Below are 24,210 nucleotides of genomic sequence, written 5' to 3'. Positions count from 1 at the left end.
GTGTTCCGGGGGACGAGTACGACAGATGCCCTCCATCCAGACGAACGGACTGACGAAGACCTTCGGCGAGGACGTGGTCGCCGTCGACTCCCTCGATCTGACCATCGAGGAGGGGGAGATATTCGGCTTTCTCGGGCCCAACGGCGCGGGGAAGTCGACGACGATCAACATGCTGCTCGATTTCATCCGGCCGACCGCGGGGTCGGCGCAGGTGTTCGGCATGGACGCCCAGCGCGAGTGTGCGGCCATCCGCGAGCGCATCGGCGTCCTCCCGGAAGGGTACGGCTTCGACGACTACCTCACCGGCCGCGAGTACATGGAGTGGGCCGTCGAGACCAAAGACGCCGACGACGACCCCGAGCAGTTGCTCGATCTCGTGGGGATCGCCGACGACGCCGACCGCGTCGCGTCGGGCTACTCCAAGGGGATGCAACAGCGCCTCGCGTTCGGCATGGCGCTGGCCGACGACCCCGACCTGCTGATCCTCGACGAGCCCTCGACGGGGCTGGATCCGAACGGCATCCAGCACATGCGGTCGGTCATCCGCGACCGCGCCGCCGACGGGACGACCGTCTTCTTCTCCAGCCACATCCTCTCGGAGGTCGAGGCGGTCTGCGACCGCGTCGGCGTGATGAACGAGGGGGAGCTGGTCGCCGTCGACTCCATCGAGGGGCTGCGCGAGAGCGCCACCGGCCAGGCCACCATCGAACTGGAGTGCGCGGAGCCGCCGCGGGTCGACGGCATCGGCGACATCACGGGCGTCTCGGCGGTCGACGTGACCGACACGACGCTCGTCGCGGAGTGTTCGGACCCGAGCGCGAAGGTCGACGTGGTCAGGCGGGTCGACGAGCGGGCCGAGGTCGTCGACATCCTCGCGGACAACACCTCGCTGGAGGAGCTGTTCAACCAGTTCACCGGCGGCGGCCGCGACGCCGACGGGACCGTCGGCGAGAGCGTCGAACTGGACGACTCCCGGGAGGCGTCGGCATGAGCACGGTCACGGTCGCGAAGAAGGACTTCAAGGCCGCGCGCCGGTCGAAACTGCTGTGGGCGGCGGCGGTCGTGCTGGGACTCATCGCGGCGTTCGTCGGCTACGTCTCGGGCGGCGCGCCCGGGCCGGACGCCGAGCAGGTGCGTGCGCTCTTTCGGGTGTTGACGATGCTGCTGGCCGTCCTCCTCCCCATCGTCGCGCTGGTGGCGAGCTACCTGGCCATCGCCGGCGAGCGCGAGGGCGGCGGGATCAAGTTCCTGCTCTCGTTGCCGAACACGCGCCGGAGCGTCTTCGTCGGGAAGCTGCTGAGCCGCAACGGCATCGTCGCCGGCGGCGTCGCGTTCATGTACGTCGCGGCGGTCAGCACGGCGCTGGCCCGTCACGGCGCGTTCCCGGCCGCGGTGATCTTCGGGACGCTACTGGTGACGCTCGTCTACGGGTCGACGTTCGTCAGCATCGCGCTGGCGATGTCGTCGGCCGCCGCGTCGCGGAGCCGCGCCATCGCGGGCGCGTTCGGGACGTACTTCGTGCTCGTCATCCTGTACGTCTTCCCGGTCGCGTCGGTCGGCGACATCGCCCGCTGGCTCCACACGACGCTGCTGGGCGCCGACGCCAACCCCGACCTGTACAACGCCGTCCAGTACACCAGCCCCTACCTGGCCTACCGCAAGGCCGTCAACCTCGTGATGCCGACGGAGATGCGCCAGAACGTCTTCCGGTCGAGCCTGCCGGAGGACCTGCGGTTCGAGCCGGCCGGGGCCAACGACGCGCTCCCGGTCTACCTGCAGGACCAGTTCTCGCTGGTCGTGCTCGCGTTCTGGCTGGTGGTACCGCTGCTGGTCGGCTATCTGCTGTTCGAGAGGGCTGATCTGGAATGAACCGACGCAACGCTGTCGGCACGGCGCTGGTCGTCCTGGCGGCCGTCCTGTTCACGGTCCCGGCCGTCTTCCCGGTCCAGGCGATGCTCGTCCACGACACGGGGTCGTACGCGACCGGCACCCCCGAGGAGCTCCGCGAGGAAGGCCACGAGGTGATCGCCTACGAGAACCTCTCGGCGCGCGGCCAGGAGCTGTACCGGACGACCCTGGAGAACGACGGCGAGTACCGCGTCCCCGTCGGCGAGGGCGCGCCGGAGTTCAGCTACCTCAATGCGACCGAGCGCCGACAGGCCTTCGAGAACGACAACGTGAGCGCGGTCCGGGCGGTCGTCATCGAGCGCCCCGAGGACGGCGGCGACCTCCCGCCGGCAGACGAACCGAACTTCGGTCCGCGGCCCGGAGAGAACGCGAGCGAGGAGGAACAACGGCGCGCGGAGACGACCCAGCGCTACGACGCGATGGCGACCGCCACGAGCGAGCCGCCGCTGGGCGCGACCCCGCAGCTGATCCGGCTCGCCTCGGTGCTGCTCGCCGTCCTCTCGATGGGCGTCGGCGGCTACCTGCTCTCCTCGAAGTAGGGTCGCTCTCGTGCGGTTCTTTCGGTGGCGGATCCGCGACGCTACCGCCAGGGGACCGATAGCTGAAAAGACGCCCTCAGATAGCGCCGTTGCCGCCTTCGAGGCGGTCGATGACCTCGCGGATGTCGGCCTCCTCCTCGATGTTCTCCTTGACGTTCTCGCGGCGCCGGACCTCCTTGGCGGTCGCGTCGTAGGCGCGGACGTACTCGGCGCGGCTGTGCTCGTCGAAGGCGTGGCGGATCGCGAAGTAGCCGTCCGGGAGGACGGTCCCGCAGACCTTGCACTCGATGCGCTCGTGTGCCGTCGACTGGTGGACGATCAGGTCCTCGACCCGGTCGAACTGCTCGTCGTCGCCGTCGATCGCACACTCCCAGGAGGCCATATACCCGAGTCATGCCCGCCGCTCTGTAAAAACGTTCCCCCTCCCCCCTCGCGTGACTTCCTGATCACGTCTGCTAGTTATCGTGACCGCACTCGACAGCAGGCGCTGAAAGCCCTCGGCCCGCTCGCTCTGAATTGGATCGACAGCACCGGACAACATGCGCTGAAAGCCCTCGGCCCGCTCGCGGTCGCTGAGCGACATATCCGCGCTCTCCGCACCGCCCGCGCGGATAGGGGTCGCTCAGGCGACTGTCGGCGCGAGCGCGCCTCGCCCGTTCAGTCCGCCAGGACAGCACAGCACGGCACCACACCGCAGACGGCCACGAACCTCCCCAGCCGATTCGCTCCTGGCGTCGCTCATCCACCGTCGGAGCACGCTCCGACGAGCCTTCGTTCACACAGTTCACGAATACCTCGCGCGGCTATTTCGAGCGGCCCGCCAGGCGGCGGGCACGCTCGACAGCACGCGCCGACCGCACTGCACAGCACCGTTCACTTCGATCACACCGGGAGAACGGGGGGCGAAATCGGTTCAGAACGGGAGGGTGACGCCCTCGGGGAGGTAGGCGGGGAGGACGTGGACGAGGCCGGCGGCGACGACGAGTTCGAAGGCGGTGACGGCGAGCATCATGGCGTCGGCGTAGTCGCTGCTGACGGGGACGCCGATGGGGGCGCCGAACTCCTCGTCCCAGAGGGGGTAGAAGAGGGCGATCCCGCGGGTCGTCCCGAGCGCGTCGAGGACGTAGTGGGTGAGCACGCCGAGCCACACCCAGTGAAGGTTCCCGAAGTAGATCGGATAGGCGGCGACGATCCCGAGGATCGGAAGGTTGTGCAGCGTCTTGCGGTGTTTCCCGAAGTGGGTGTCCACGTCGGGGAACAGGGCCCCGAGCACCAGCGGGACGAACACCGCGGCGATGGTCCGGAACGTCGCCACGTCGCCCGCGGGTTCGAGGATGAACCCCAGGCCCACGGCGAGAAAGACCGCGTTCAACACGTGTCCGCGCTTGTCCATGGAGCGATGCGATGGACCCGCGGGTCACAAGTGTTGCCCTTCGGCGACCGGCGAACCCCGTCGGTGATCACCCAGCGGCGAGCCCCGCGGGGCTCGCGATACCGGGAGCGGCGTCAGTCGTGCGAGCTGACCGCGGTCTCCAGGTCCCGGAGCGCGCGGCGGGCGAGCCGCTCGCGGACGGCGCCGCGGTCGCCGTCGAACGCGTAGCGGGAGACGCTGGCGGTCGAGTCCCCCGACTCCCAGGGGGCGGCGTGGGCGACGCCGACGAAGCCGGTGCCGACCGGTTTCTCCTCGGTGCCGCCGCCGGGGCCGGCGACGCCGGCGGTGGCGACCCCCCAGGTCGCGTCGGCGGTGTCGCGGGCCGCGCGGGCGAGGGCGCGGGTGACCGGCTCGCTGACGGCGCCGTGTTCGTCGAGCGTCTCGCGGGGGACCGCCAGGACGGTCCGGAGCGCGTCGTAGTCGTAGGGGACGACGACGCGGTCGAGGTAGTCGCTCGCGCCGGGGACGCTCGTCAGCAGCGCCCCGACGAGTCCCCCGGTCGCGGTCTCGGCGACGGCGACGGTTTCGGCGCGCTCCCCCAGCAGGTCGCCGACCCGCTCCTCGACCGGCGGGTCGTCGGCGAACTCGCGCATACCGACCGGACGGGCGGCCGCCGGAAAAACGCAGGGGACCCGCTCACCGGCGCTCGGCGTCGACGACCCGCAGGTCGTCGTCGACGGTGAGCGCGAGTTCGTCGCCGTCGACGGCGAAGGTGAACCGCGCCTCGAAGGGGTCGGTCGACCGGACCGACTCCTCGAAGTCGTTGTACGCGGCCGACAGCGCGGGGAGCGTCTCGTCGGTCGGGGCCAGCGGGTTCAGGCCGTGGTCGAGGAGAAAGGCGAGGAGGGCGGGCGAGTCCGCCAGCCCGACGACGGCCGCGCCGCTCTCCTCGTAGATGCAGTTCGAGCAGTCCAGGTCGACGGCGACGGCGTAGCGGCGGCCGCAGGCGTCACAGAGGCCGCCGTCGGCGTCGCGAGCATCCGCATCACGAGCGTCGGCGTCGTGGGACTCGCAGACGCGGCGGCGACGGTCGAGCGCGGCCGAACAGCGGGGACAGACGCCCGCGGCGGCGGCGAACAGTTCGAGGTGGCCCCAGGTCCAGGCCGCGCGGAACACCGCCGCCGGGTCGCGCCCGGCGACGCCGGCCGGCGGGAGCGGGTGGTAGCCGAGATAGCCGTCGGCCGCCGCCTTGCCCGCGTCAGCGGAGTCATCGGGCGAACTCGTCCGGCTGTAGGTGCCCGGACACTCGGTGCAGAACACCTCGACGCGCTCCTCGCGGAAGCGGACGGCGACCGGCGCGCCGCAGAAGTGACAGGGGTGGTCGATCTCGGTCCGTTCGAGGACCGGCGCCGCGGTGACCGCCCCCGAGAGGACCGCCTCGACGACGCGTTCGCCGGCTCTGCGGAGCTCGTACCCGGCCTCCCGGTTGCGGACGAAGTGGCCGGTCAGCCGGTCGAGGTGGTAGTTGAACCGGCCGGAGTCGGCCATCCCGACGCGGTCGCGCAGCGCCGAGAACGACACCGGTTCGTCGGCGCCGCCCAGCGCGCTGAGGATGGCGACCCGCGTCTCGTTCCCGAGGACCTCGAAGGCCTCGTCCGGCGAGAGCGTCCGCGAGTCGTCGGACATACCCGCCGCTACCGGGCGGGGCAGGAAAAAACTCGCGTCGCGCGAGCGACGGTACCGACGACGGTCGCGTGCGGAAGCCTGACAGTCTTTCGACCGTCGTCAGGTCTGGACCTCGATCTGCGTGCCGCGAGCGGTGGCGCCCTCGTAGATGGGCAGGCGCACTTCGAGGATGCCGTTGCGGTACTCGGCGGCGATCTCCTCGTCGTCGACGCCCTTCGGGAAGCGGAACCGCCGGTGGTAGGTCCGGCGCGTGCCGCGCGTCTCGTCGTCGTGCTCGGCGGCGACGTTGAGTACGCCCTCGTGCCACGTCACGTCGATCTCCTCGGGGTCGAACCCCGGCAGCTCGACGCTCAGTACGAACTCCTCGTCCTCCTCGTAGAGCTCGTAGTCGTTACCGCCGGTCTCGAACAGCCTGTTCGGCAGGTCCATACCCTGGAACCACGAACTGACTGGTCGATCCGGGAGAGCCATGGCTTCTCACCTCGGCTCGGTAGATCGTTGTTCGCGGTTCTATAAAAATCTGTCGGAAGGGGAAACACGGCGACGGCGGGACACCCACGTTGATGAGGCGGGGGGTTCGAGATGGGGGTAGATGACGCCGCGACTCGTCGTCCAGTGCGGGCTGCCGGGGGTGGGGAAGTCGACGGTCGCGCGGGCGGTCGCCGACCGCCTCGGCGCCGAGCGGATCCGCAGCGACGCCGTCCGTCGGGAGGTCGTCGACGACCCGACCTACAGCCGCGCCGAGCGTGACCGCGTCTACCGGGCGATGCTGGAGCGGGCCCGCGAGGCCCTGGCCGACGGCGAGTCGGTCGTCCTCGACGCGACCTTCGAGCGCCGGACCCACCGCGACGACGCGGCCGAACTCGCCGACGAGGTCGGCGCGGACCTGCGGTTCGTCCGGGTGGTCTGCGACAGCGGGGTGGCCCGCCGGCGGATCCGCGAGCGCGAGGACGACCCCAGCGACGCCGACGTGTCCGTCTACGAGAACGCCCGCGAGCGGTTCGAACCGCTCGAACGCGACCACGCCACCGTCGACAACTCCGGCGCCCTCGCCGCGACCCACCGGCGGGTCGCGGAGCTGTTCTGAGGGGGCTGGCGGCCGGGCCACGGGGCCGGCCCGCCGGCCTCGCCGAGCGCCAGGGTTTACGTCGCGGGCGGCCAACGGCCGGTAATCGATGGACTACGAGACGCCGCAGTTCTTCCGGGTGATGCAGTACGCGGCCCGCGCCGACCGCGACGTGGTGGACATGGTGAGCGGCAACCCCGACTGGGAGCCCCCCGGGGCGCTCCGCGAGGGGCTGCGCGACTACGCCGACGGCGACGTGAGCGAGTTCCAGTACCCGCCGAGCGTCGGCCTCGCGGAGCTGCGGACCGAGATAGCCGAGCGCCGCGGCGTCGACCGCTCGCGCGTGCTCGTCACCAACGGCGCCGGCGAGGCCAACCACCTCGCGACGACGGGCGCGCTGGAGCGGGAGGGGAGCGGGTCGGAACTGGCCATGACCGACCCGGTCTACCCCTATTACGCCGGCCGGGCGAACCTGCTGGACGCCGAGGCGACGTACGTCCCCGCCGACGAGACGGGCCAGCTCGACCCCGCGGACGTGCGCGCGGCCGCGAGCGACGAGACGGCCGCCATCGTCGTCAACTCCCCGAACAACCCCACGGGTGCGGTCTACCCGCCGGAGACTGTCGAGGCAATCGTGGGGATCGCCGAGGAGTACGACGCCGTCCTCGTCGCCGACGAGGTGTACGACCACTACGACTTCACCGGCGCGTTCGAGAGCGCGCTCGCGACCGGGTCCGACCACGTGGTCGCCACCAACTCCTTCTCGAAGACGCTGGCGATCACAGGCCTGCGGGTCGGCTACGCCGTCTTCCCGCCGGAGGACGGCCCGCTCGGCGACATGGTGGACCGGGCGCGGACGCGGCACATGATCCAGAACGTGACCGGCAGCCGGCCGGCCCAGGCGGCGGTGCTGCGGGCGCTGCGGGAGACGCCGCCCGAGTACTACGAGCGCAACCGCGAGCGGCTCCGCGAGCGCATCGACCGGTTCACCGAGGCGCTCGACCGGGCCGGCGCAGAGTACACGACGCCGGGCGGCTCCTTCTACGTGATGGCCCGCTTCGACGGGTTCCCGGGGACGATGGAAAACGTCGAGCGACTGATCGACGAGGCGGGCGTCGCCGGGATGCCCGGCGAGGCGTTCGGCGAGTCCCGCGCCGAGTGGATCCGGTTCGCCCTCGTAACGCCGCGGGTCGACGAGGCGGCCGAGCGGCTGGCCGACTACCTCGGCTGAGCGCTCCACCGCGACGGTCGCACCCGGTCACTCCACCGCGACGGGTTCGCCCCGCTCGGCGGACTCGTAGACCCCCTCGACGATGGCGACGGCCTTCCGCGCCTCGGAGCCGTCGAGCATGAACGGGTCGCCGCTCGCGCGGGCGTCGAGGAACTCGCGGACGTTGGGGAGTTCCAGGGGGCTGGGTTCGTCGGCGCCGGCGTCGGGGCCCGAGAAGCGCTCGCGGACCGCCGCGTCCGCCTCGCGCTCCTCGCGGAACTGCCAGGCCGCGAGTTCCTCGCCGCGGACCTCGGCGGAGCCGTCGCGGCCGCCGAGTTCGTAGCGGATCTCCCCGCCGGGGTAGGTGGCCGTCGTCGCCAGCAGTTGCCCGAGCGTCCCGTCGCGGTAGCGCAGGGTCGCGACGGCCGTGTCCTCCACGTCGAGACCTGCGTCGTGACCGCGGACGCCGGTGAACGCCGACACCTCGGCGACAGGATTCGCGTCGGGAGCCAGGTCCATGCCGGCGCCGACGATCCACTGGACGGCGTCGACGCTGTGGATGGCCTGGTTCATGACCGCCCCGCCGCCCGCAACGTCGGGCTCGGCCTGCCAGGTGCCGTCGTAGTAGCCGTCGTCGCGCCACCAGGGGAGCGCGGCGGAGGCGACGGCGAGCGGCCCGAACCGCCCCTCGGCGACGGCCTCGCGGACCGTCCGGACGACCGGCTTGTACCGCCGCTGGAAGACGCCGCCGAGTCGGATCCCCGCCTCGTCGGCCGCGTCGATCATCCGGTCGATCCGTTCGGTCGTGATCTCCAGAGGCTTCTCGCAGAACACGTCGACGCCGCGGTCGGCGGCCGCCAGCGCCGGGTCGAGGTGCGCGCCGCTGGGCGTGCAGATGTCGAGCACGTCGGGTTCGACGGCGTCGAGCATCCCGGGCACGTCGAGGAACGGGTCGCAGCCGTGCTCGTCGGCGAACGACCGGACCCGGGACTCCTCGCGGCCGGCGCAGGCGACGACGGCGGCGTCGTCCAGCTGTTCGTAGGCGCGCATGTGGGTGCCGGCGGCGTTCCCGACGCCGGCGACGGCGATTCGGTGGGTAGTCATTGCCGGACCGACGACGAACGGCGGGAAAAAGGCGCGGGTCGGCGGGTCCGGGGATCTCCCGGACCGGCGCCGTCCGGTCGCGGGCGACTCAGCCGAGGTCGGCGGGGTCGCCGGCGTCGAGGCGGACGGTGGCGGTCGTCCCGTCCGGTCCGGTGTCGAAGTCGAGTTCGCCGCCGGAGCGCTCGACGACCCACGAGACCAGCCAGAGGCCGACGCCGGTGCCGTGTTTCAGCGGCGTCTCCTCGCGGTCGGCGAGCACGTCCAGTTCCGCCTGGGAGATGCCGGGGCCGTCGTCGGCGATCCGGAGTTCGACGGTCCCCTCGCCGTCGTCGGTCGCCGTGATCGTCACCGACGGCGCCGCGTCCTGGGTGACGGCGTCCGGTCGAGCCTGCGAATCGGGGCTCTCGGAACCGTGTTCCGCGGCGTCTTCGGGGGCATCAGCGCCCGAAGGGTCGACGGAGCTTGCTCCGTCGGTGTCCTCGCGAGCATGCGATCGAGGGTTCGTCGAGCCGTGCTCAACGGCGTCGGCCCCCAGCCGACGGCTCGTGGAACTGTGTTCCACGGCGTTCTCGACGAGGTTCTCGACGGCGTAGGGGAGCGCGCGGTGGGCCCGCACCGGCACCTGCTCGGTGATGCGCACGTCGTACTCGGCGTCGCCGTTGGCGGCCGCGACGTTGGCGACACAGCGGTTGACCACCGAGCGGAGGTCGAGCGTGACCCGGCCCTCGTCGCTGTCGATGACGCGTTCGATGGCGCGGGCCTTCTCGGTCGTCTCGACGAGTTGCTCGCTGCGCTCGACGATGGTCTCGGCCATCCGCCGCTGCTCGCCCTCGGTCCGCTCGGCCAGCACCTCCGCCTGCCCGCGGACGACGGTCAGGCCGGTGCGCACGTCGTGTCTGAGCACGCGCGTCAGCACCTGCTTGAGCAGGTCGAGCTCGCTCTCGCGGCGCTCGCGGGCGGTCACCTCGTGGAGGATTCCCACGGAGCCGTCGGCGTCGTCGGCCGCGTCGAGCCCGGCGACGGTGGCCTCGAACTGCCGGACCTCGCCCGCCGCGGTCTCGAGGTCGAACTCGCAGGTCCCGCTCGCGCCGCTCGCGGTCGCGCGGTCGAGCGCGTCGCGGATCCGCTCGGTGGCCGTCCCGGGCAGCAGTTCGGAGAGCGGGGTGCCCTCGAGCGCCGCGCGGTCGGCGTCGAACAGCTCCACGAGCGCGTCGTTGCAGATCTCGACGCGGCCGTCGGCGTCGAGGACGTACATCGGGTCGCCGGCGCTCTCGACGAGCCGGCGGTACTGTTCGAGCCGGCGCTCGCGGTCGCGGCGGTCGGTCACGTCGCGGGCGACGTTGACCAGCCCCTCGTAGCCGTCCTCGCCGTCGCGGACCGAGAAGTGGACGGCCAGGGTCCGCTCCTCGCCGTCGGCCGTCTCGAAGGTCATGTCGATGACGGCGCTGTCGCGGTCGTCCCGACGGAGCTGCTGGAGCGTCCGCTGGCCCGATTGGAGTTCCCCCTCGGCCATGTAGGCCGCCGTGTGCTCGCCGACCATGTCGTCGTAGCCCAGCAGGTCGGCGAACGACTCGTTGTGGTACTCGACGCGGCCGTTGGCGTCGACGACGGAGATGCCGTCCTGGACGTGACGGTCGAGCAGGTTCAGCAGCTCCAGCCGGGCGTTCGACCGCGTCGACCAGGTCACGTCCTCGACGACGACCAGCCGGAGCGGCCCGACCGTCTCGGGGAACTCGTGTTCCGTGTAGCGAAAGCGAGCCTCCCCGCTCGCGGTCGGGACGGCGAACTCCGTCGGCTCGTCGGGCACGTCGGGGCCGCGGATCGTCCGGATGGCGTCGGGGTCCTGCGAGAGCGCGGCGGTGAGCTGCCGGTAGAAGTTCGGCGTCTCGGGGACGGCGGCGGTGACTTCGCGGTGTTCGAAGTACTCGTCCAGCGGCGTCGCCTCCCAGATGACCGTGCCGTCCTCGTAGACGAGAAAGGAGGTCGACGACCGGGCGTCCGGGTCGGTCCGCTCGAACGCGCGGGCGAACCGGGAGGCGGCGTCGGGCGTCCGGGCCGCCCGCAGCAGCTTCTCGACGACGAAGTCCAGCCCCTCCTCGGCGGTCCACTTCTCGACGAGCGTGTCGACCGCGTCGAACACCGCCGGGTCCACGTCCCCCGGGTCGACGTGCGTGTAGAGGGCGACCGCAGCGTCGGCCGCGTCGGCCGCCTCGACGAGGTCCGCCACGTCCGCCGGCGCGTCCGGTTCGACCACGAACACGTCCGCGTCACCGGCCTCGATCCGTTCGCGAGCGGGCTCGGGGTCGCTCGCCCCCTCGTAGTCGACCCCGTCGGCCTCGCCGGTCTCCGCGTCCAGCCGCGAGAGCACCGTCTCGTCGGGGTCGTAGTGGACGACCCGGACGACCGGCCCGTCGTCCTCGCCGCCGTCCTCACCCGTGTCCGCGCCGTCCCCGTCGGTGGGGTCGTCGGGGTCGGACGCCGTCATCTCTCCGACCCCCGCGGTTCCCGCCGTCGAACTCCCCTGACAACCCGTGTCATCGACCGTGGTGCCGGACGTGCAGTCTCCACCAACTTAAGTCTCCCGCGGCGGCGGGCGGCTGACCGCCGGACGGCGGGCGGAAACGCGGCGGAGGGTGGTCGGGCCGACCCGGACCGACCGCGGCGTCCGTGCGTTTCCCGCCCCGTCGTGGCGTCCGTGCGTCCCCCGTGCCCGTCGTGGCATCCGTGCGTTCATAGGCGAGGACGACACAGGGATCGACGATGGCCGACGACCGGGCCGCGAGCGACGGCGGGGGGGACGCCGGGAGGAGTGTCGACGCCGCGAGCGGGTCCGCCGCCGGGAGCGGCGACGAGTCGGAAGACGGCGGCGCCCCGGACAGTGCCGGTCCCGAGGAGTGGTCGACGGGCGACCCCGCCGAGACCTGGCGGGAGGTGTTCGGCTTCGCCGAGCCCTACGAGAGCCAGACGGACGCGATCGAGACGGCGATCGAGGTGGGCCAGCGGGGCGGCTACTTCGCGATGGAGGGGCCCTGCGGCACCGGCAAGACGATGGCCGCGCTGACCGCGGGCGCGACGCTCGTCCGGACGACCCGCAAGTACGACCGCGTGCTGGTCGTCACGCCGGTCAAACAGCAGCGGCTCCAGTTCGTCGAGGACCTGCGGACGATGAACGCCCGCCTCGCCGCCGACCCCGACCGGCCCGACCCGCTGGACGGCGTCGCCCTCGTCGGGAAGCGCGACCTCTGTCCCTACGGCCGGGAGGGCGCGTTCCCCGACGACGCCTCGACCCACGACCGCTGCGAGGACCTCCGGGAGACCACCGCGGACCTCGTCGAGGCCGACCGCCGGTCGGGCGACGAACCAGCCGCCGACGCCGCGCTCGCCGCCGATCCCGAGGACGTGTGGTGGGACCCGAGCCTCGCGAGCGACCTCGTCCGGGAGGCCCGCATGGACGCCGACACCTACCGCACGTTCGACAGCGCGCTGGAGACGGCGGGCGCCGAGTCGCCCTACCCGCGGAGCCAGCCCAGCGCGCCCGAGTCGATGACCGCCGGCGACGACGAGCCGCTGTACTGCCCCTTCGAGGCGGACTGGTTCGCCCGCAACAAGGGCTCGCCCGTCGACTTCTCGGTGGGGGAGTCGCGAGTCGTGACGGCCGACGACTACCTGCCCGCCAGCGTCGAGCGGGGGACCTGTCCCCACCGGGCGATGGGCGTCATGCTCGAACACGCCGACGTGATAGTCGGCAACTACAACCACGTCTTCGACCCCGGATCGCGCCCGCTCGTCTCCGCGGCGCTGGACTCCTCGACCTTCCTCGTCGTCGACGAGGCCCACCGGCTGGAGGAGCGGGTCCGCGACCTGCTCTCCGACCGCGTGGGCCGCTCGACGATCAAGCGGGCGCGCAACGACTGCAACCACCTCCTCTCGCGGGCGCGGGAGAGCCGGGACAGGAAACAGCAGGTCCGGGACCGCCTCGCGAGCCACGACGTGCCCCTGTCGGCACTCGACCAGGCGAGGGAGTTCTACGACGACCTGCTGGGGTGGCTCGACGAGCGCGTCGAGCGCTACCTCGACGAGGAGGTCGAGCGGGACTGGCGCGTCGGCGACCCGACGGAGAGCGTCCCCGAGCGGGACGTGGAGGTGCCGCTGCGGGACCCCGAGGAGCCCGAACCGGACGAACTCACCCGCTGGGCCGAGCGGCAGGGTTACGACGGCGAGGTGTGGCGGACCCTGGCGACCGTCGGCGCCGCCGTCGAGGACGCCATCGACGGCCTCGGGCTGGCTCGCCAGCCGGTCTGCGCCGCCGTCGGCGCCGTGATGGGCCACTGGTGGGAGCGGGGCCACGACCGCTACCTCCGGGAGATCGAACTGGAGTACGCCCCGAAGACGGGGCAGGCCGCCGACGCCGTAGACAGGGACTACCAGCGCGTCTACACGCCCGGGCTGGTCCTGTTCGACTGCATGCCCGCCGAGTCGCTGAAGGAGATCTTCGACTCGCTGGGCGGGGGCGTGCTGATGAGCGCCACGCTCTCGCCGCTCGACGTGTTCACCGAGGTCTCTGGCCTCGAATCACTGCGCGAGGGCGACCCGAACCCCGGCCCGACGCCGGACGACGGCGACCACGGGCGGCCGGTCGAGGCGAAGAGCTACCCGCTGCGGTTCCCGGAGGAGAACCGCGCGAGCTGGACGGTCGACGCCGAGCCGTTCACCGCCCGGAACCGCGGGAACCCGGCGGAGATGGAGCCGCTGGGCGACGGCTGGAACCGCACCCGCGACGAGTACGCCCACGTCCTCCGGTCGGTCGCCCGCTCGCCGGGGAACGTCCTCGTCGCGATGCCCAACTACCGGGAGGCCGAGTGGGCCGGCGCCTACCTCGACGGCGCCGTCGACAAACCCGTCCTCGTCGACGAGAGTTCGAGCAACGAGGCCACCGAACAGTTGAAGGCCGAGTTCTTCCGCGGCGGCGGGAAGGTGCTGGTCACGAGCACCCGCGGGACGCTCACCGAGGGCGTCGACTACGACGGCGAGAAGCTGGCGGCGGCGCTGGTGATCGGCGTCCCCCTCGTCAACGTCGGCTCGCCCCGCGTGCGGGCGGTCCAGCGGGCATACGCCGACGAGTTCGGCGAGGACAACGCCTTCGCGTACGCGCTGACGGTCCCGGCGGTCCGGCGGGCCCGCCAGGCCATCGGCCGCGTCATCCGCGGGACCGACGAGGTGGGCGTCCGCGTGTTCGCCGACCGCCGGTACACGGCGGGCGCCCCCCGCTCGGTCCACGAGTACCTCTCGCCGGCCGAGCGCGAGGAGTTCGTCCGCATGACCGCGGAGTTCCTCGACGGCCAGCTCGACCGGTTCTGGGAAGATCGGTCGCAGTGACCCGCGGTCGTCGTGACCGCCCTCGACACCCGTCGGATCGCCGTCTCGTCGGTACCGGTCGGCTCGCCGTCTAGCGGTCGCCGCGTTGTATCAGTCGTATTACTGGTAGCGCGGTGGTACCCGTCAGAAGCGGTGCCTTGCCGAGCCGGGAGGGGGAGTTAATCGGTCTATACCGCCGTCGACGGCCGGAAAGCATATGGCGGATGATTACAGTTACTCAAGGGATGCCAGAGTGTCAGAACTGTGGGTCGTTCGTGACAGAGGCGTACGTGCGCGTATTCACGCCCGACGGTCACACCGGCCCCCGCGTCTGTCCGTTCTGCGAAGACAAACTCCGCGACGGTGCCGAGGTGCGCGAGGCTCGGTCGTCGCGGTCATAGGCATCGCGCCTGTCCACCGCTCGTGCCGGCCGTCCGGGGGGACGGTCGATCGATCGCCGTTCGTGGGGTGTGGCCGCCGCTCGACAGCCGCCGCACTCGTCTGCGCGTTCCGGGTGACCGCACTCGACGGCAGACGTCGAACGCTCTCGGCGCGCTCGCTCACAGTGACTGTGACCGCAGGGGACAGCAAGCGGTGAACGCCCTCGGCCCGCTCGCGGTCGCTGAGCGACATTCCCTCGCGGCCTACGGCCGCTTCGGGTAGGGGTCGCTCAGGCGACTACACGAGCGCGAGCGCGCCTCGCCCGTTCAGTCCGCCAGGACCGCGACCGCAACAGCACCACGACCGCACCCACACCGCAGCGGGCCTCACACCTCCCCAGCCTCTTGCGCTCCTCGCAGGCTGCGGTGCTCATCCCTCGCACGGCTACGGTCGCGCGCATGAACGCGCGCTCTAGCGCGCGCCGACCGCACCCGCTCACCCAGTGACGACCGTCGCAACTGCGGGAGCGTCCGAGCGCGAGCGGCGGTCCGACGGATACATCCGCCCGCCGGCTTCAGGTGGAGGCATGAGCGAGATCGACGTGGAGGCGGTCGAGGACATCGACGAGGAGGCGGTCCCGACGGGGGTCGACGCGCCGGAGTACGTCCTCTACGGGGGCAAGGGCGGCGTCGGGAAGACGACGATGGCCGCCGCGACGGCGCTGGCCAGCGCCCGCGACGGCACCGCGACGCTCGTCGTCTCCACCGACCCGGCCCACTCGCTGTCGGACACCCTCGAAACCGAGATCCCGGCCGAGCCGGCCCAGATCCGGGAGGACGTGCCACTCTACGCGGCGGAGATCGACCCCGAGGCCGCGCTGGAGGACGGTCCCTTCGCGGAGGGCGGCGGCGGGATGGGCGGCGCCGGTGGGGCGCTCGGCGGCCTGGGCGAGGTGCTCGGCGGTGCGGGCGAGGAGATGGTCGACCCGCTGGGCGGGTCGATGCCCGGCGCCGACGAGGCCGCCGCCATCAGGCTGCTCATCCGCTACATGGACGACCCGCGGTTCGACCGCGTCGTCGTCGACACCGCCCCGACCGGCCACACGCTGCGGCTGCTCGAACTCCCGGACGTGATGGACTCGATGCTCGGGAAAGTGCTCGCCATGCGCGAGCGGATGGGCGGGATGATGGAGAACCTCGGCGGGATGTTCGGCGGCGACGACGAGGAGGTCGACCCCGAGGAGGGGCTGGACGACCTGCGGGTGCTCTCCGTCCGCATCGAGCAACTGCGGGACGTGCTGCAGGACCCCGCACAGACGGACTTCCGCGTCGTGATGGTGCCCGAGGAGCTGTCGGTGCTCGAATCCGAGCGGCTGCTCGGCCGGCTCGACGAGTTCGACGTGCCCGTCGGGACGGTCGTCGTCAACCGGGTGATGCAGGATCTCGCGGACGTGGCCGACGTGGACGCCGACTGGTTCGTCTCCCCGGATCTGGAGGACTGCGAGTTCTGCCAGCGCCGCTGGGACGTGCAACGGGACGCGCTCGCGCGCTCCCAGGAGGTCTTCCGGGGCCACGACGTGCGCCGCGTCCCGCTGTTCGCCGAGGAGGTCCAGGGCGAGCGGACGCTGCGGGTCGTCGCCGCGTGTCTGGAGGAGTGACCGCGCAGCGTCAGGCTCGATACACGTCCGTACTGCGCTCGTACTCCATCGTCTCGGCGACGGCGGCCGCGACGCCCACGCCCCACTCGCGCTCGACCAGCCACAGCGCGGCGTCGATGCCGGCCGTGATGCCGCCGGCGGTCACGACGTCGCCGTCGTCGACGACGCGGGCGTCGACCACCTCGGCGTCGGTCCCGCGTAACTCGTCGAGGGCGCTCCGGTGGGTGACCGCGGGTCGGCCGTCGAGTAGCCCGGCGGCCGACAGGACCATCGCGCCGGTGCAGACCGAGAGGAGGGTCGTCCCGCCCTCGTGGAGCGTCCGCAGCGCGTCGAGGATTCGTTCGTCGCGGGCGAGCGCCCGGGCACCTCGCTCGTCGCCGTCGTTCCAGCCGCCGCCGGGGACGACCAGGTAGTCCAGGTCCGCGTCGGGCGAGAGGACGCCGTCCGGTTCGATCCGGAGGTCGTAGGCGGCGGCGACGCGGTCGGTCTCGGCGGTCGCGAGCAACTCGACCGTCCAGTCGGCGCCCGCGGCTCGCGCCTGCTGGAACACCTCGTAGGGGCCGACGGCGTCGAGTTCCTCGAACCCCTCGAAGGCGAGGATTCCCAGGGAATCGGTCATCACCGACGATTCCCGCGAACGGGACGAAAAGCTACCGGCCGTGTGACCGCCGGTAGTCCCCTGGCGGTCGGGTCGTCCACGCGCTTCAGGACAGCACCCACCGCACCAGCCGGTAGCCGGCGTCGCGCCACCGGTCGGGGAGGTGCCGCGTCGCGATCATCGCGGTCGCGAGCGTGCCGACGGGGTAGCGGGCGTCGGGGTCGGAGGCGCAGGCCGCGTCGGCGATCACCGCCGCCACCTCCGAGGGGTGGACGCCGAAGTCGTTCCCGCTGGCGAGGACATCCGTGTCCTCGAAGAGGGCGTACAGGTCGCCGTAGCCCGCCGAGCGGTCGAGGCGGTCGACCTCGTCGTCGGCGCGGTCGCCGAACTGGGTGGCGACGGGGCCGGGTTCGACCAGCACCACGTCGACCCCCTTGTCGTCGACCTCCTGGCGGAGCGCGTCGCTCATCGCCTCCAGGGCGAACTTCGACCCGCTGTAGGCGCCAGAGCCGGCGGTGGCGATCCGCCCCTGGACGCTGGAGACGTTGACGACCGTCCCCGTCCCCCGCTCGCGCATGTTCGGGAGCACGGCCCTCGTGAGCCGCTGGGGCCCGTAGACGTTCACGTCGAACTGGTCGTGCAGCGCGTCGACGGGCACGTCCTCCACCGGGCCGTACTGAGCGTAGCCCGCGTTGTTGACCAGGCAGTCGATGCGCCCCGTCTCCTCGAGGATCCGGTCGACGACCCGCTCGACGTCGGCGTCGCTCGTCACGTCGAGTTCGGCCGTCTCGCACCCCGCTTCCGCGAGGTCGGCCACGTCGTCGGTGTCCCGGGCCGTCGCGTACACCGTCCACTCCCGCCGCAGGAAGTCGACGGCGGTCGCCCGCCCGATCCCCGACGAGCAACCGGTTATCAGCGCCGTCTTCGTCATGTCCCCGACGACGAACGCCCACCAGTTAAGTCTCGGCGCTCCGACGCGACGGGAACCGGTCCGGACGACACGGCGAGTGCAGTGCGGACGACACGACCAGTGCGGTGCGGTCGGCGCGCGCTGTCGTCTCGGGATCGCTTGCGATTCCGATGGGTCGTCAGCGCTTGCTCTGCCGTTGGCGGCCTCCGTGCCGCGACAACATCGCGCGAGGTCTTCGGGAGCGTGCGACCGAAGGCTCGTCAGAGCGTGCTCCGACGGTGGATGAGCCATCGCAGGCCGCAGGCCGAGAAGCGCAATCGGCTGGGGAGGCTCGTGGCCGTCTGCGGTGCTGTGTGAGGCGGTCCCTGGTGGACTGAACGGGCGAGGTGTGCTCGCGTCCAGTTTAGTCGTCTGAGCGACCCTTATCCGAAGCGGCCCCGGCCGCGAGGATATGTCGCTTGGTTCGAGAGAGCGAAGCTCTCTCGTCATCCCGAAAATCTCCGGTTTTCGGAGACAGCGACCGCGAGCGCGCCGAGGGCGTTCAGCGCCTGCTGTCTCCTGCGATCGAGTCGAGTGCGGGAGACGACAGCTAGTCCCCGCCCTCGCGGCCGTGGGCGAACTCCTGTTCGACGGTGGTCCCGCTGAAGTACGCGGCGAACCGGACGCCCGCGAGGCTCACGAGGACGCCGGCGAGGATGAACAGCGCGAGCCTGGTCCCGGGGGGTTCGAGCGTGGCGCCCTCGAAGGCGACGGGGCCGGCCTCGAACGCCCGGACGCGGAACGGCTCGAACACGTCGGCGAGTTCGAGGAAGTACGCGGAGAACCCGCGGACGACGAGGCCGACGGCGACGGCGCCGAACGGGAGGTTGAGGTAGGCGCTGCGGACCCCCTCGCGGCGGATGAGTTCGTCGAGCAGGCGGCCGGTGCTGGCGGCCAGCGCGGCGCCGGTCAGCCAGGGGATGGCGTCGAAGGCGAAGCGGCTGGCGAGGATGAGCGTGCCCTCCGAGCCGAGCTCGGAGACGCTGATGGCGCCGGCGAACACGCCAACCAGCGAGAGGCCGGCGGCGACGACGTAGGTGACCAGGGCGACCTGGCCCGAGTAGAGCGCCTGCTGGACCTGGCCGGGCAGGGCGGCGAGGTAGGCGTCGATGCCCAGGCCCTTGTAGAGGAGAAAGAGGCCGACGACGGCGACGATGGCGCCGGTGGCGACGGCGGGGGTGGCCGCCCACCAGAGGACCGGGTAGGCGATGAGCGCGACGCCGATGGGGACGAGGACGGTCTTGCGCAGTTCCTCGTCGGCGAGGAACTGCTTGAGCAGGTAGTAGGTCGACTCGATGTCACGGGCCTGGCGGACGACGACGCGGTCGACGGCGTCGACGGTGAGCCGCGACTCGACGATGGGGACGAGCCGCTCGTCCTCGGCGCTGTCGACGACGACCACGGCCGAGTCGGGGCCGTGGTCGTCGATGAGCCGTTCGACCTGGCGGGCGATGGCGCGGTCGGCGCCGACGGTGTCGTCGGTCCCTGCCAGCACCGCGACGAGCGTCTCCTCGCCGCCGTCGGACAGGTCGCGGGAGACGCGGAGCGCTTCGAGAAGACAGTTCACCTGGCTGTCCTCCGGGTCCTCGACCCCCACGTCGACGACGAGCGACTCGACGGCGTCCCGACCCACGACCGGCGGGTCCGTCCCGGCCACGAGGTCGCCCGCGCGGTCGATACAGACGACCAGGGTTGTCACGGATCGACGGAGGCGACGCCGGAATAAAAATCCTCGCGACCGTTTCCGACGGCGCGACCGCCGGAATCGCCCGAACGCGGCGCTACTCGCCGTCGGGCGCGTCGAACCCGACGGCGTCGGCGTCGGCGACGGCCCGCTCGGCCGCGGCGTCGAGGTCGAACTCCCGGACCACCTCACCGCCGCGGACGAGCGGTTCGAGCAGCGCCTCGCCGTCGGCGGGCGCGTCGGCGTCGGCCAGCTGGACGTGGTGGCCGCCGTCGTCGGTGCGGTACACTTCCTTCGTCCCGGTGAGCTTCCCGCGCTTGGCGGCGAGTTCGCCGTCCACCTCGACGATGTCGAGCGCGAAGTCCGTCGGGTCGGCGTTGCTGACGTGGCTGCCGACGCCGAAGCCCGCGACGTGCTCGCGCAACTCGCGCAGCTGTCGGGGGCCGAGCCCGCCGCTGACGAAGATGCCCACGTCCTCGAACCCCTCGGCGTCGAGCGTCCAGCGCACCTCCCGGACGATGTGCTCGAAGTCGCCCCGCCGCGAGGAGGTGGTGTCGAGCCGCACCGAGTCGAGCGCGTCGACGGCCTCGGCGGCCCGCACCGCCTCGTCGACCTCGTCGCTGTAGGTGTCGACCAGGGCGACCCGGGGTACGTCCGGCCCCACGGCCTCGTCGAAGGCCCGCCAGGCGGCCTCCTGCTCGCCGCGGCCGAAGCAGATGAGCAACGCGTGGGGCATCGTCCCGCCGGCCTCGCGGCCGATCACCTCGCCCGCGGCGACGTTCGAGAAGCCGTCGAGCCCCCCGAGTAGCGCCGACCGCTCGACCATCGCGCCGATCGAGGGGTGGACGTGTCGCGAGCCGAAGCTCAGAACGGTCGAGTCGGGCGCGGCGCGGCGGGCCTCCAGCGCCGCGGTCGCGACGCCGGTCGCGTGCGAGAGAAAGCCCAGCAGCGCGGTCTCCAGCCGGCAGAACTCCAGGTACGGGCCCTCGATGCGCATGACTGGTCCGCCGTCGAACAGGCGGCCCTCGCGGATCGCGTCCACGTCCACGTCGCGGCCCTCGAAGAGTTGGGCGGCGTCCTTGACGCCGGCGAGCAGCTCCCACCCGCCGGTGGGGAACTGGTCGGCGGTCACCTCGGCGACGACGCGCGGGTTTCGGTCGGCGTGTTCCAGCGTCTCGACCGTCCGGTCGAAGTAGGCGTCCGTGGCCCGCCCCTCCCTGATGGCCTCCGGGGGGACGATGTCGAAGCCCGACTCGTCGGTCATGGAGTGGACTTCCGGGGCGAGCGCCAAAAACTGTCCGCGTTCGCTTCGCCCGGGGACCGGACCGGGACCGGGCCACGTGTCGACTGCGGATCGAGAGTCGCCGCCGGCCGTCGACCGAGCGGTCGCCCGCCAACCGGTGACCGAGCGGCCGCCCCCGGGCTATCCGGACCGGGAGTGGACGGCGTCGAGCCCGTCGACGGTGGGCGCGTTGACGATCCGAACCGTGTCACCCGACCGGACCGCGCGGAAGGCGTCGGCGAACTCGCCGTCGGGGACGACGTAGACGTTCCCGCGGGGGTTGCGGGCGTCGTGGCTGTCGAGCACGTCGAGATACGCCTCGTGGAACTGCCGGGCGTCGCGCTCGGAGTCCCAGGCGGTCTCCCAGACGTAGCCGCCCGCGGTCCCGTTGGTGTAGGGGACGACGCTGTCGCCGCCCCAGCCCGCGGAGGGCTCGGACTCGTAGCCGTAGCGGTTCTCCGGGTCGACGACGTCGTTGTGGACGAACATGGCGTAGATGGACGCCTCGCCGACCGTGTCGGCGACGGGGTCGACGTCGAAGCGGCGCCACTCGCCGTTCGAGCGGTCGGGGACGGTCACCTCGACGGGGTCCTCGTCGGGGTAGAGCTGCGGGTGGATGAGCTGTTCGGTGCTCTCCGGGCGGGCGTCGTAGAGCTGGTTGACGCCGTCCCAGCCGCTCTGGGCGCGCACCTGGTCGACGAACTGCGAGCCCGCGGCGTAGGGCGTGTAGATGGTCAGGAACAGCCCGCGGTTGTAGTCGGCTCCCGCGGACCCGCCGCCGCCGTCGCCGCTGTCGGGCGGGGGGATGCAGCGCCACTCGCCCTCGCAGCGGTTCTCGTAGAGGATGTCGACGTAGCGGGCGTCGCCCTCGGTGATACCGCGGTTGGCGAGTTGCTGGTCCTGGGTCTCCCCGTCGGCGTCGAGGCCGAAGTGCTGGTCCTGCAGCGCGTGGACGAGTTCGTGGGCCAGCGTCGTCCGGTCGATGGTCGGCGTCTCGGAGTCGCTGACGAGGACGATGGCGTCCCGGCCGGGCGAGTAGTAGCCCTGGACGGTCTGACCCAGGGTGTCGTCGGAGCTGTTGGAGTACGACGACGACTCGCCGACGACGAAGATCGACTCCCAGACCTGGTCGTTCCACCGGGAGTACGTCGCGTTGCCGCCCCCGCCGCTCCGGTTGGCGAGGTACTGCTCGCGGCTGATGACGTCGACCGGGACCGTCGAGTTGAACTCCAGCTCGCGGATCCGCTCGACGCGGGCCATCGTGCGCGCGACGACGGCCTCGCGCTCGGTGGCGTTGTAGCCGTCGCTCGCGGTCACGTTCACCGGGTCGTCGTACCAGTAGCCGTTCTCCCAGCCGAGGCGGTCGCTGGCGGGGTCGCCCTCGGGGTGGCCGCCAGACTCCAGGGCGGTACAGCCCGCGAGCAACGCGAGGACGGCCACCGCGGCGACGGCGACGCGCAGGCGGCGCGAGCCGGGTCCCTGCCGGTCCATCGACGGGGCTCACTCCCTCCGGCCCGCGAGAAGGCCGGCGAGCGCGAGCGCGACGAGCGCGCCGGCGAGCCCGAAGCCCGGCCCCCCGGACGCGGTGGTCTCGGCGGGCGCGTCGGTCGCCTCGCCGTCGCTGCCGTCGTCACCGCCGTCGCCCGCATCGCCGTCGGCCGGGAGCGGCGTCTCGGTCGCCGTGTCGGTCCCCTCGTCGCCGGGCTCGCCGGTCGCGGTGTCGGTCGGCGTCTCCCCGTCGTCGGGTTCGTCGGTCGCCGTGTCGGTCGCGGTCTCCCCGTCACCGGGTTCGTCGGTCGCCGTGTCGGTCGGCGTCTCCGTCTCGCCACCGCTGTCGTCGGGGGCGGCGCCGGCGCGGACCTCGCTCAGCTCCTCGACGCTGGGGGCGTTGACGAGCGTCACGGTCGTCCCGGTGTGGTTGACGTAGAAGGCGTCGGCGTAGGGGCCCTCGGGGATCCGGTAGGTGTTCGCGCTGTCGTCGACGGGCTCGGCGCCGTAGTAGTCGAGCAGCATCGAGTACCCCTGGACGAACTCGGCCGCGTCGCCCTCGGAGTCCCAGACGGTCTTCCAGACGTAGCCCGTCTCGTTGGTCTCGGCGGAGTCGTCGGTGACGTAGGGGTAGAGTCGGTCGCCGTCCCAGCCGTCGGTGTACCGCGTCGTGTAGTTGAACGGGTCGTACGTGCTGAGCGACCCGGCGGCCGTGTAGTTGAAGAACGAGCGGACGCCGACGACGGGCGACGCCTCGCCGCCGGAGGCGTAGGTCGGGTAGAACAGCATCGTCGCGAGCCCGGCCTCACCGAACTGGGCGTAGTCGACGGTGCCGTTCTCCAGGTGGGGGACCGTCCAGGCCTCGCCGGACGTGTCGGTGAAGCTCACGTTCGTCGGCGGGTCCTCGCCGTACTTCTCGGGGTGGATCGTCTGCTCGGTGCTGGCCGGGGGGTTCTCGTAGACGGCGTTGACCCCCTCCCAGCCCTCCGCCCGGTAGATCCCCTCGACGAACTTCGGCCCGTCGCTGTAGGGCTGGTAGGTCACGAAGTAGATCCCGTAGTGGATCGAGGCCGCGCCCCCGCCGCCGGGCTGGGTCTGGGGCATCAGGCAGTCCCACTCGCTCGCACAGCGCTGGCTGTACAGCCGGTCGACGAGGTTGCCGTCGCCCTCGATGATGCCGTCCCTCGCGTTGTGGAGCTCGCGGGTGTACTGGTCGTACGCCGAGAGGTTGTAGCGCTGGTCCTGCAGCGCGTGGAACAGCTCCTGGGAGAGCGTGATCTCGTTCATCTTCGGCGCGGTGGCGTTCTCCGAGACGACGACGATCCGCTCCTCGCGCGGGCTGTAGTAGCCGCCGACGGTCGCGCCGGTGTTCCGCTCCTGGACGGAGATGGCGTCGGTGTCCTCGCCGACCATCAGCATCGCCTCCCACTTGACGTTCTGGTGCAGCGTGTTGTTCACGGTGTGGTTCCCGCCGGTGGCGTTGCCCGCCCGGAACTGCTCGCGGGAGACGACCCGGACGGGGACGGTCTCGTTGAACTCCAGCTCGCGGACCTGCTCGACGCGGGCCATCGAGCGGGCGACGACGGCGTCCAGCTCCGTCTCGTTGAGCCCGTCCGAGCGGTCCACGTCGATCGACTCGTTGTACCAGCAGCCGTTCTCCCAGCCCAGCGGGTCGCCGTCGGGGTTGTCCGGCGGCGACCCCTCCGAGAGGGGCGCGCAGGCGTCGTCGCTCTGGGCGCGGTCCGCGGTCGACGCGTTCGCGGTCGACGCGTCCGCGGTAGTGGGGGACCGGTCCGTCGTCGCTGCGTCGGCCGGGTCGGCGGCGCTCGCGGCGGGGACGGCGGCCACCGCGGACAGCACCACCAGCCCGGCGACGACTGCCGAGAGGGCGGAACGCATGACTACCGGAAGCATGGGGTGGCGGACATAAA

The 24,210-nt window shown here is 71.8% G+C and carries 22 protein-coding genes; 8 read left to right on the top strand and 14 right to left on the bottom strand.

What is annotated here, in order from left to right; all coding sequences use genetic code 11:
* Positions 1-25: 25 nt before the first annotated feature.
* From E3328_RS19470 to E3328_RS19460, 3 genes are read left to right on the top strand one after another with little or no spacing between them, the layout of a single operon-like run.
* Positions 26-991 carry an ABC transporter ATP-binding protein gene (locus E3328_RS19470; RefSeq protein WP_135366296.1) on the top strand — a complete coding sequence of 322 codons (966 nt, stop codon included), beginning with the start codon at positions 26-28 and terminating at the stop codon, positions 989-991.
* The gene (locus E3328_RS19465; RefSeq protein ID WP_135366295.1) at positions 988-1,869 is read left to right on the top strand and encodes an ABC transporter permease subunit; all 882 of its coding nucleotides are present in this window, start codon (positions 988-990) and stop codon (positions 1,867-1,869) included. The genes E3328_RS19470 and E3328_RS19465 overlap by 4 nt, the downstream gene beginning before the upstream one ends.
* Positions 1,866-2,447: a hypothetical protein gene (locus E3328_RS19460; RefSeq protein ID WP_135366294.1), complete on the top strand. Its 582-nt coding sequence runs from the start codon at positions 1,866-1,868 to the stop codon at positions 2,445-2,447. Before E3328_RS19465 ends, E3328_RS19460 begins: the two co-directional genes overlap by 4 nt.
* A 76-nt stretch (positions 2,448-2,523) precedes the next feature.
* Here E3328_RS19460 and E3328_RS19455 read toward each other — a convergent pair whose 3' ends face one another.
* From E3328_RS19455 to E3328_RS19430, 6 genes are all read right to left on the bottom strand, one after another.
* Entirely contained in the window at positions 2,524-2,829 is a 306-nt protein-coding gene (locus E3328_RS19455; protein WP_135366293.1) for a DUF7565 family protein, read from the bottom strand.
* A 9-nt stretch (positions 2,830-2,838) separates the two neighbouring features.
* Positions 2,839-3,030 (bottom strand): hypothetical protein, encoded by a 192-nt coding sequence (locus E3328_RS19450; RefSeq protein ID WP_135366292.1) that lies wholly within the window; start codon positions 3,028-3,030, stop codon positions 2,839-2,841.
* 330 nt (positions 3,031-3,360) lie between these two features.
* Positions 3,361-3,840, bottom strand: coding sequence for a metal-dependent hydrolase (locus tag E3328_RS19445; RefSeq protein WP_135366291.1), 480 nt, complete (start codon positions 3,838-3,840; stop codon positions 3,361-3,363).
* A 113-nt stretch (positions 3,841-3,953) separates the two neighbouring features.
* A complete protein-coding gene (locus E3328_RS19440; RefSeq protein ID WP_135366290.1) occupies positions 3,954-4,472 on the bottom strand; it encodes a CinA family protein in 519 nt (172 codons plus the stop codon).
* A gap of 43 nt (positions 4,473-4,515) precedes the next feature.
* Positions 4,516-5,505, bottom strand: a complete 990-nt coding sequence (locus E3328_RS19435) for a winged helix-turn-helix domain-containing protein (protein WP_135366289.1) — start codon at positions 5,503-5,505, stop codon at positions 4,516-4,518.
* A gap of 99 nt (positions 5,506-5,604) precedes the next feature.
* Positions 5,605-5,976 (bottom strand): Hsp20/alpha crystallin family protein, encoded by a 372-nt coding sequence (locus E3328_RS19430; RefSeq protein ID WP_135366288.1) that lies wholly within the window; start codon positions 5,974-5,976, stop codon positions 5,605-5,607.
* 121 nt (positions 5,977-6,097) lie between these two features.
* Here E3328_RS19430 and E3328_RS19425 point away from each other — a divergent pair, with 121 nt between their 5' ends.
* The gene (locus E3328_RS19425; RefSeq protein ID WP_135366287.1) at positions 6,098-6,592 is read left to right on the top strand and encodes a P-loop nucleotide/nucleoside kinase family protein; all 495 of its coding nucleotides are present in this window, start codon (positions 6,098-6,100) and stop codon (positions 6,590-6,592) included.
* Positions 6,593-6,680: 88 nt separating this feature from the next.
* Positions 6,681-7,802: a pyridoxal phosphate-dependent aminotransferase gene (locus E3328_RS19420; protein ID WP_135366286.1), complete on the top strand. Its 1,122-nt coding sequence runs from the start codon at positions 6,681-6,683 to the stop codon at positions 7,800-7,802.
* A 27-nt stretch (positions 7,803-7,829) separates the two neighbouring features.
* Here the strand turns inward: E3328_RS19420 and E3328_RS19415 are convergent, their stop codons facing one another.
* A complete protein-coding gene (locus E3328_RS19415; protein WP_135366285.1) occupies positions 7,830-8,885 on the bottom strand; it encodes a Gfo/Idh/MocA family protein in 1,056 nt (351 codons plus the stop codon).
* A gap of 88 nt (positions 8,886-8,973) precedes the next feature.
* On the bottom strand, positions 8,974-11,370 hold the full coding sequence (locus E3328_RS19410) for a PAS domain-containing protein (RefSeq protein WP_135366284.1): 2,397 nt from the start codon (positions 11,368-11,370) through the stop codon (positions 8,974-8,976).
* 275 nt (positions 11,371-11,645) lie between these two features.
* Here E3328_RS19410 and E3328_RS19405 point away from each other — a divergent pair, with 275 nt between their 5' ends.
* The 3 genes from E3328_RS19405 (at position 11,646) to E3328_RS19400 (ending at position 16,278) form a co-directional block, all read left to right on the top strand.
* Positions 11,646-14,261 (top strand): ATP-dependent DNA helicase, encoded by a 2,616-nt coding sequence (locus E3328_RS19405; RefSeq protein ID WP_246023060.1) that lies wholly within the window; start codon positions 11,646-11,648, stop codon positions 14,259-14,261.
* 224 nt (positions 14,262-14,485) lie between these two features.
* Positions 14,486-14,641 carry a DUF7563 family protein gene (locus E3328_RS22910; RefSeq protein ID WP_425484368.1) on the top strand — a complete coding sequence of 52 codons (156 nt, stop codon included), beginning with the start codon at positions 14,486-14,488 and terminating at the stop codon, positions 14,639-14,641.
* A 566-nt stretch (positions 14,642-15,207) separates the two neighbouring features.
* Entirely contained in the window at positions 15,208-16,278 is a 1,071-nt protein-coding gene (locus E3328_RS19400) for an ArsA family ATPase (RefSeq protein ID WP_135366283.1), read from the top strand.
* A 10-nt stretch (positions 16,279-16,288) separates the two neighbouring features.
* On the opposite strand, the gene E3328_RS19395 is transcribed toward E3328_RS19400, so the two are convergent.
* The 6 genes from E3328_RS19395 to E3328_RS19370 form a co-directional block, all read right to left on the bottom strand.
* A complete protein-coding gene (locus tag E3328_RS19395) occupies positions 16,289-16,897 on the bottom strand; it encodes a DJ-1/PfpI family protein (RefSeq protein WP_135366282.1) in 609 nt (202 codons plus the stop codon).
* Between the two features lie 85 nt (positions 16,898-16,982).
* A complete protein-coding gene (locus tag E3328_RS19390; RefSeq protein WP_135366281.1) occupies positions 16,983-17,807 on the bottom strand; it encodes an SDR family oxidoreductase in 825 nt (274 codons plus the stop codon).
* Between the two features lie 568 nt (positions 17,808-18,375).
* Complete coding sequence (locus E3328_RS19385) at positions 18,376-19,524, bottom strand: DUF373 family protein (RefSeq protein WP_135366280.1); 1,149 nt, start codon at positions 19,522-19,524, stop codon at positions 18,376-18,378.
* Positions 19,525-19,606: 82 nt separating this feature from the next.
* The gene (locus tag E3328_RS19380; RefSeq protein WP_135366279.1) at positions 19,607-20,773 is read right to left on the bottom strand and encodes a nicotinate phosphoribosyltransferase; all 1,167 of its coding nucleotides are present in this window, start codon (positions 20,771-20,773) and stop codon (positions 19,607-19,609) included.
* A 159-nt stretch (positions 20,774-20,932) separates the two neighbouring features.
* A complete protein-coding gene (locus E3328_RS19375) occupies positions 20,933-22,282 on the bottom strand; it encodes an Hvo_1808 family surface protein (protein ID WP_167837484.1) in 1,350 nt (449 codons plus the stop codon).
* A 9-nt stretch (positions 22,283-22,291) separates the two neighbouring features.
* A complete protein-coding gene (locus E3328_RS19370; protein WP_209452239.1) occupies positions 22,292-24,178 on the bottom strand; it encodes an Hvo_1808 family surface protein in 1,887 nt (628 codons plus the stop codon).
* Positions 24,179-24,210 lie beyond the last annotated feature (32 nt).

Source organism: Halosimplex halophilum, assembly GCF_004698125.1.
GTDB lineage: Archaea > Halobacteriota > Halobacteria > Halobacteriales > Haloarculaceae > Halosimplex > Halosimplex halophilum.
The sequence above is the reverse complement of the archived record's forward strand: the minus strand, read 5'-3'. Positions and strand labels throughout refer to the sequence as shown.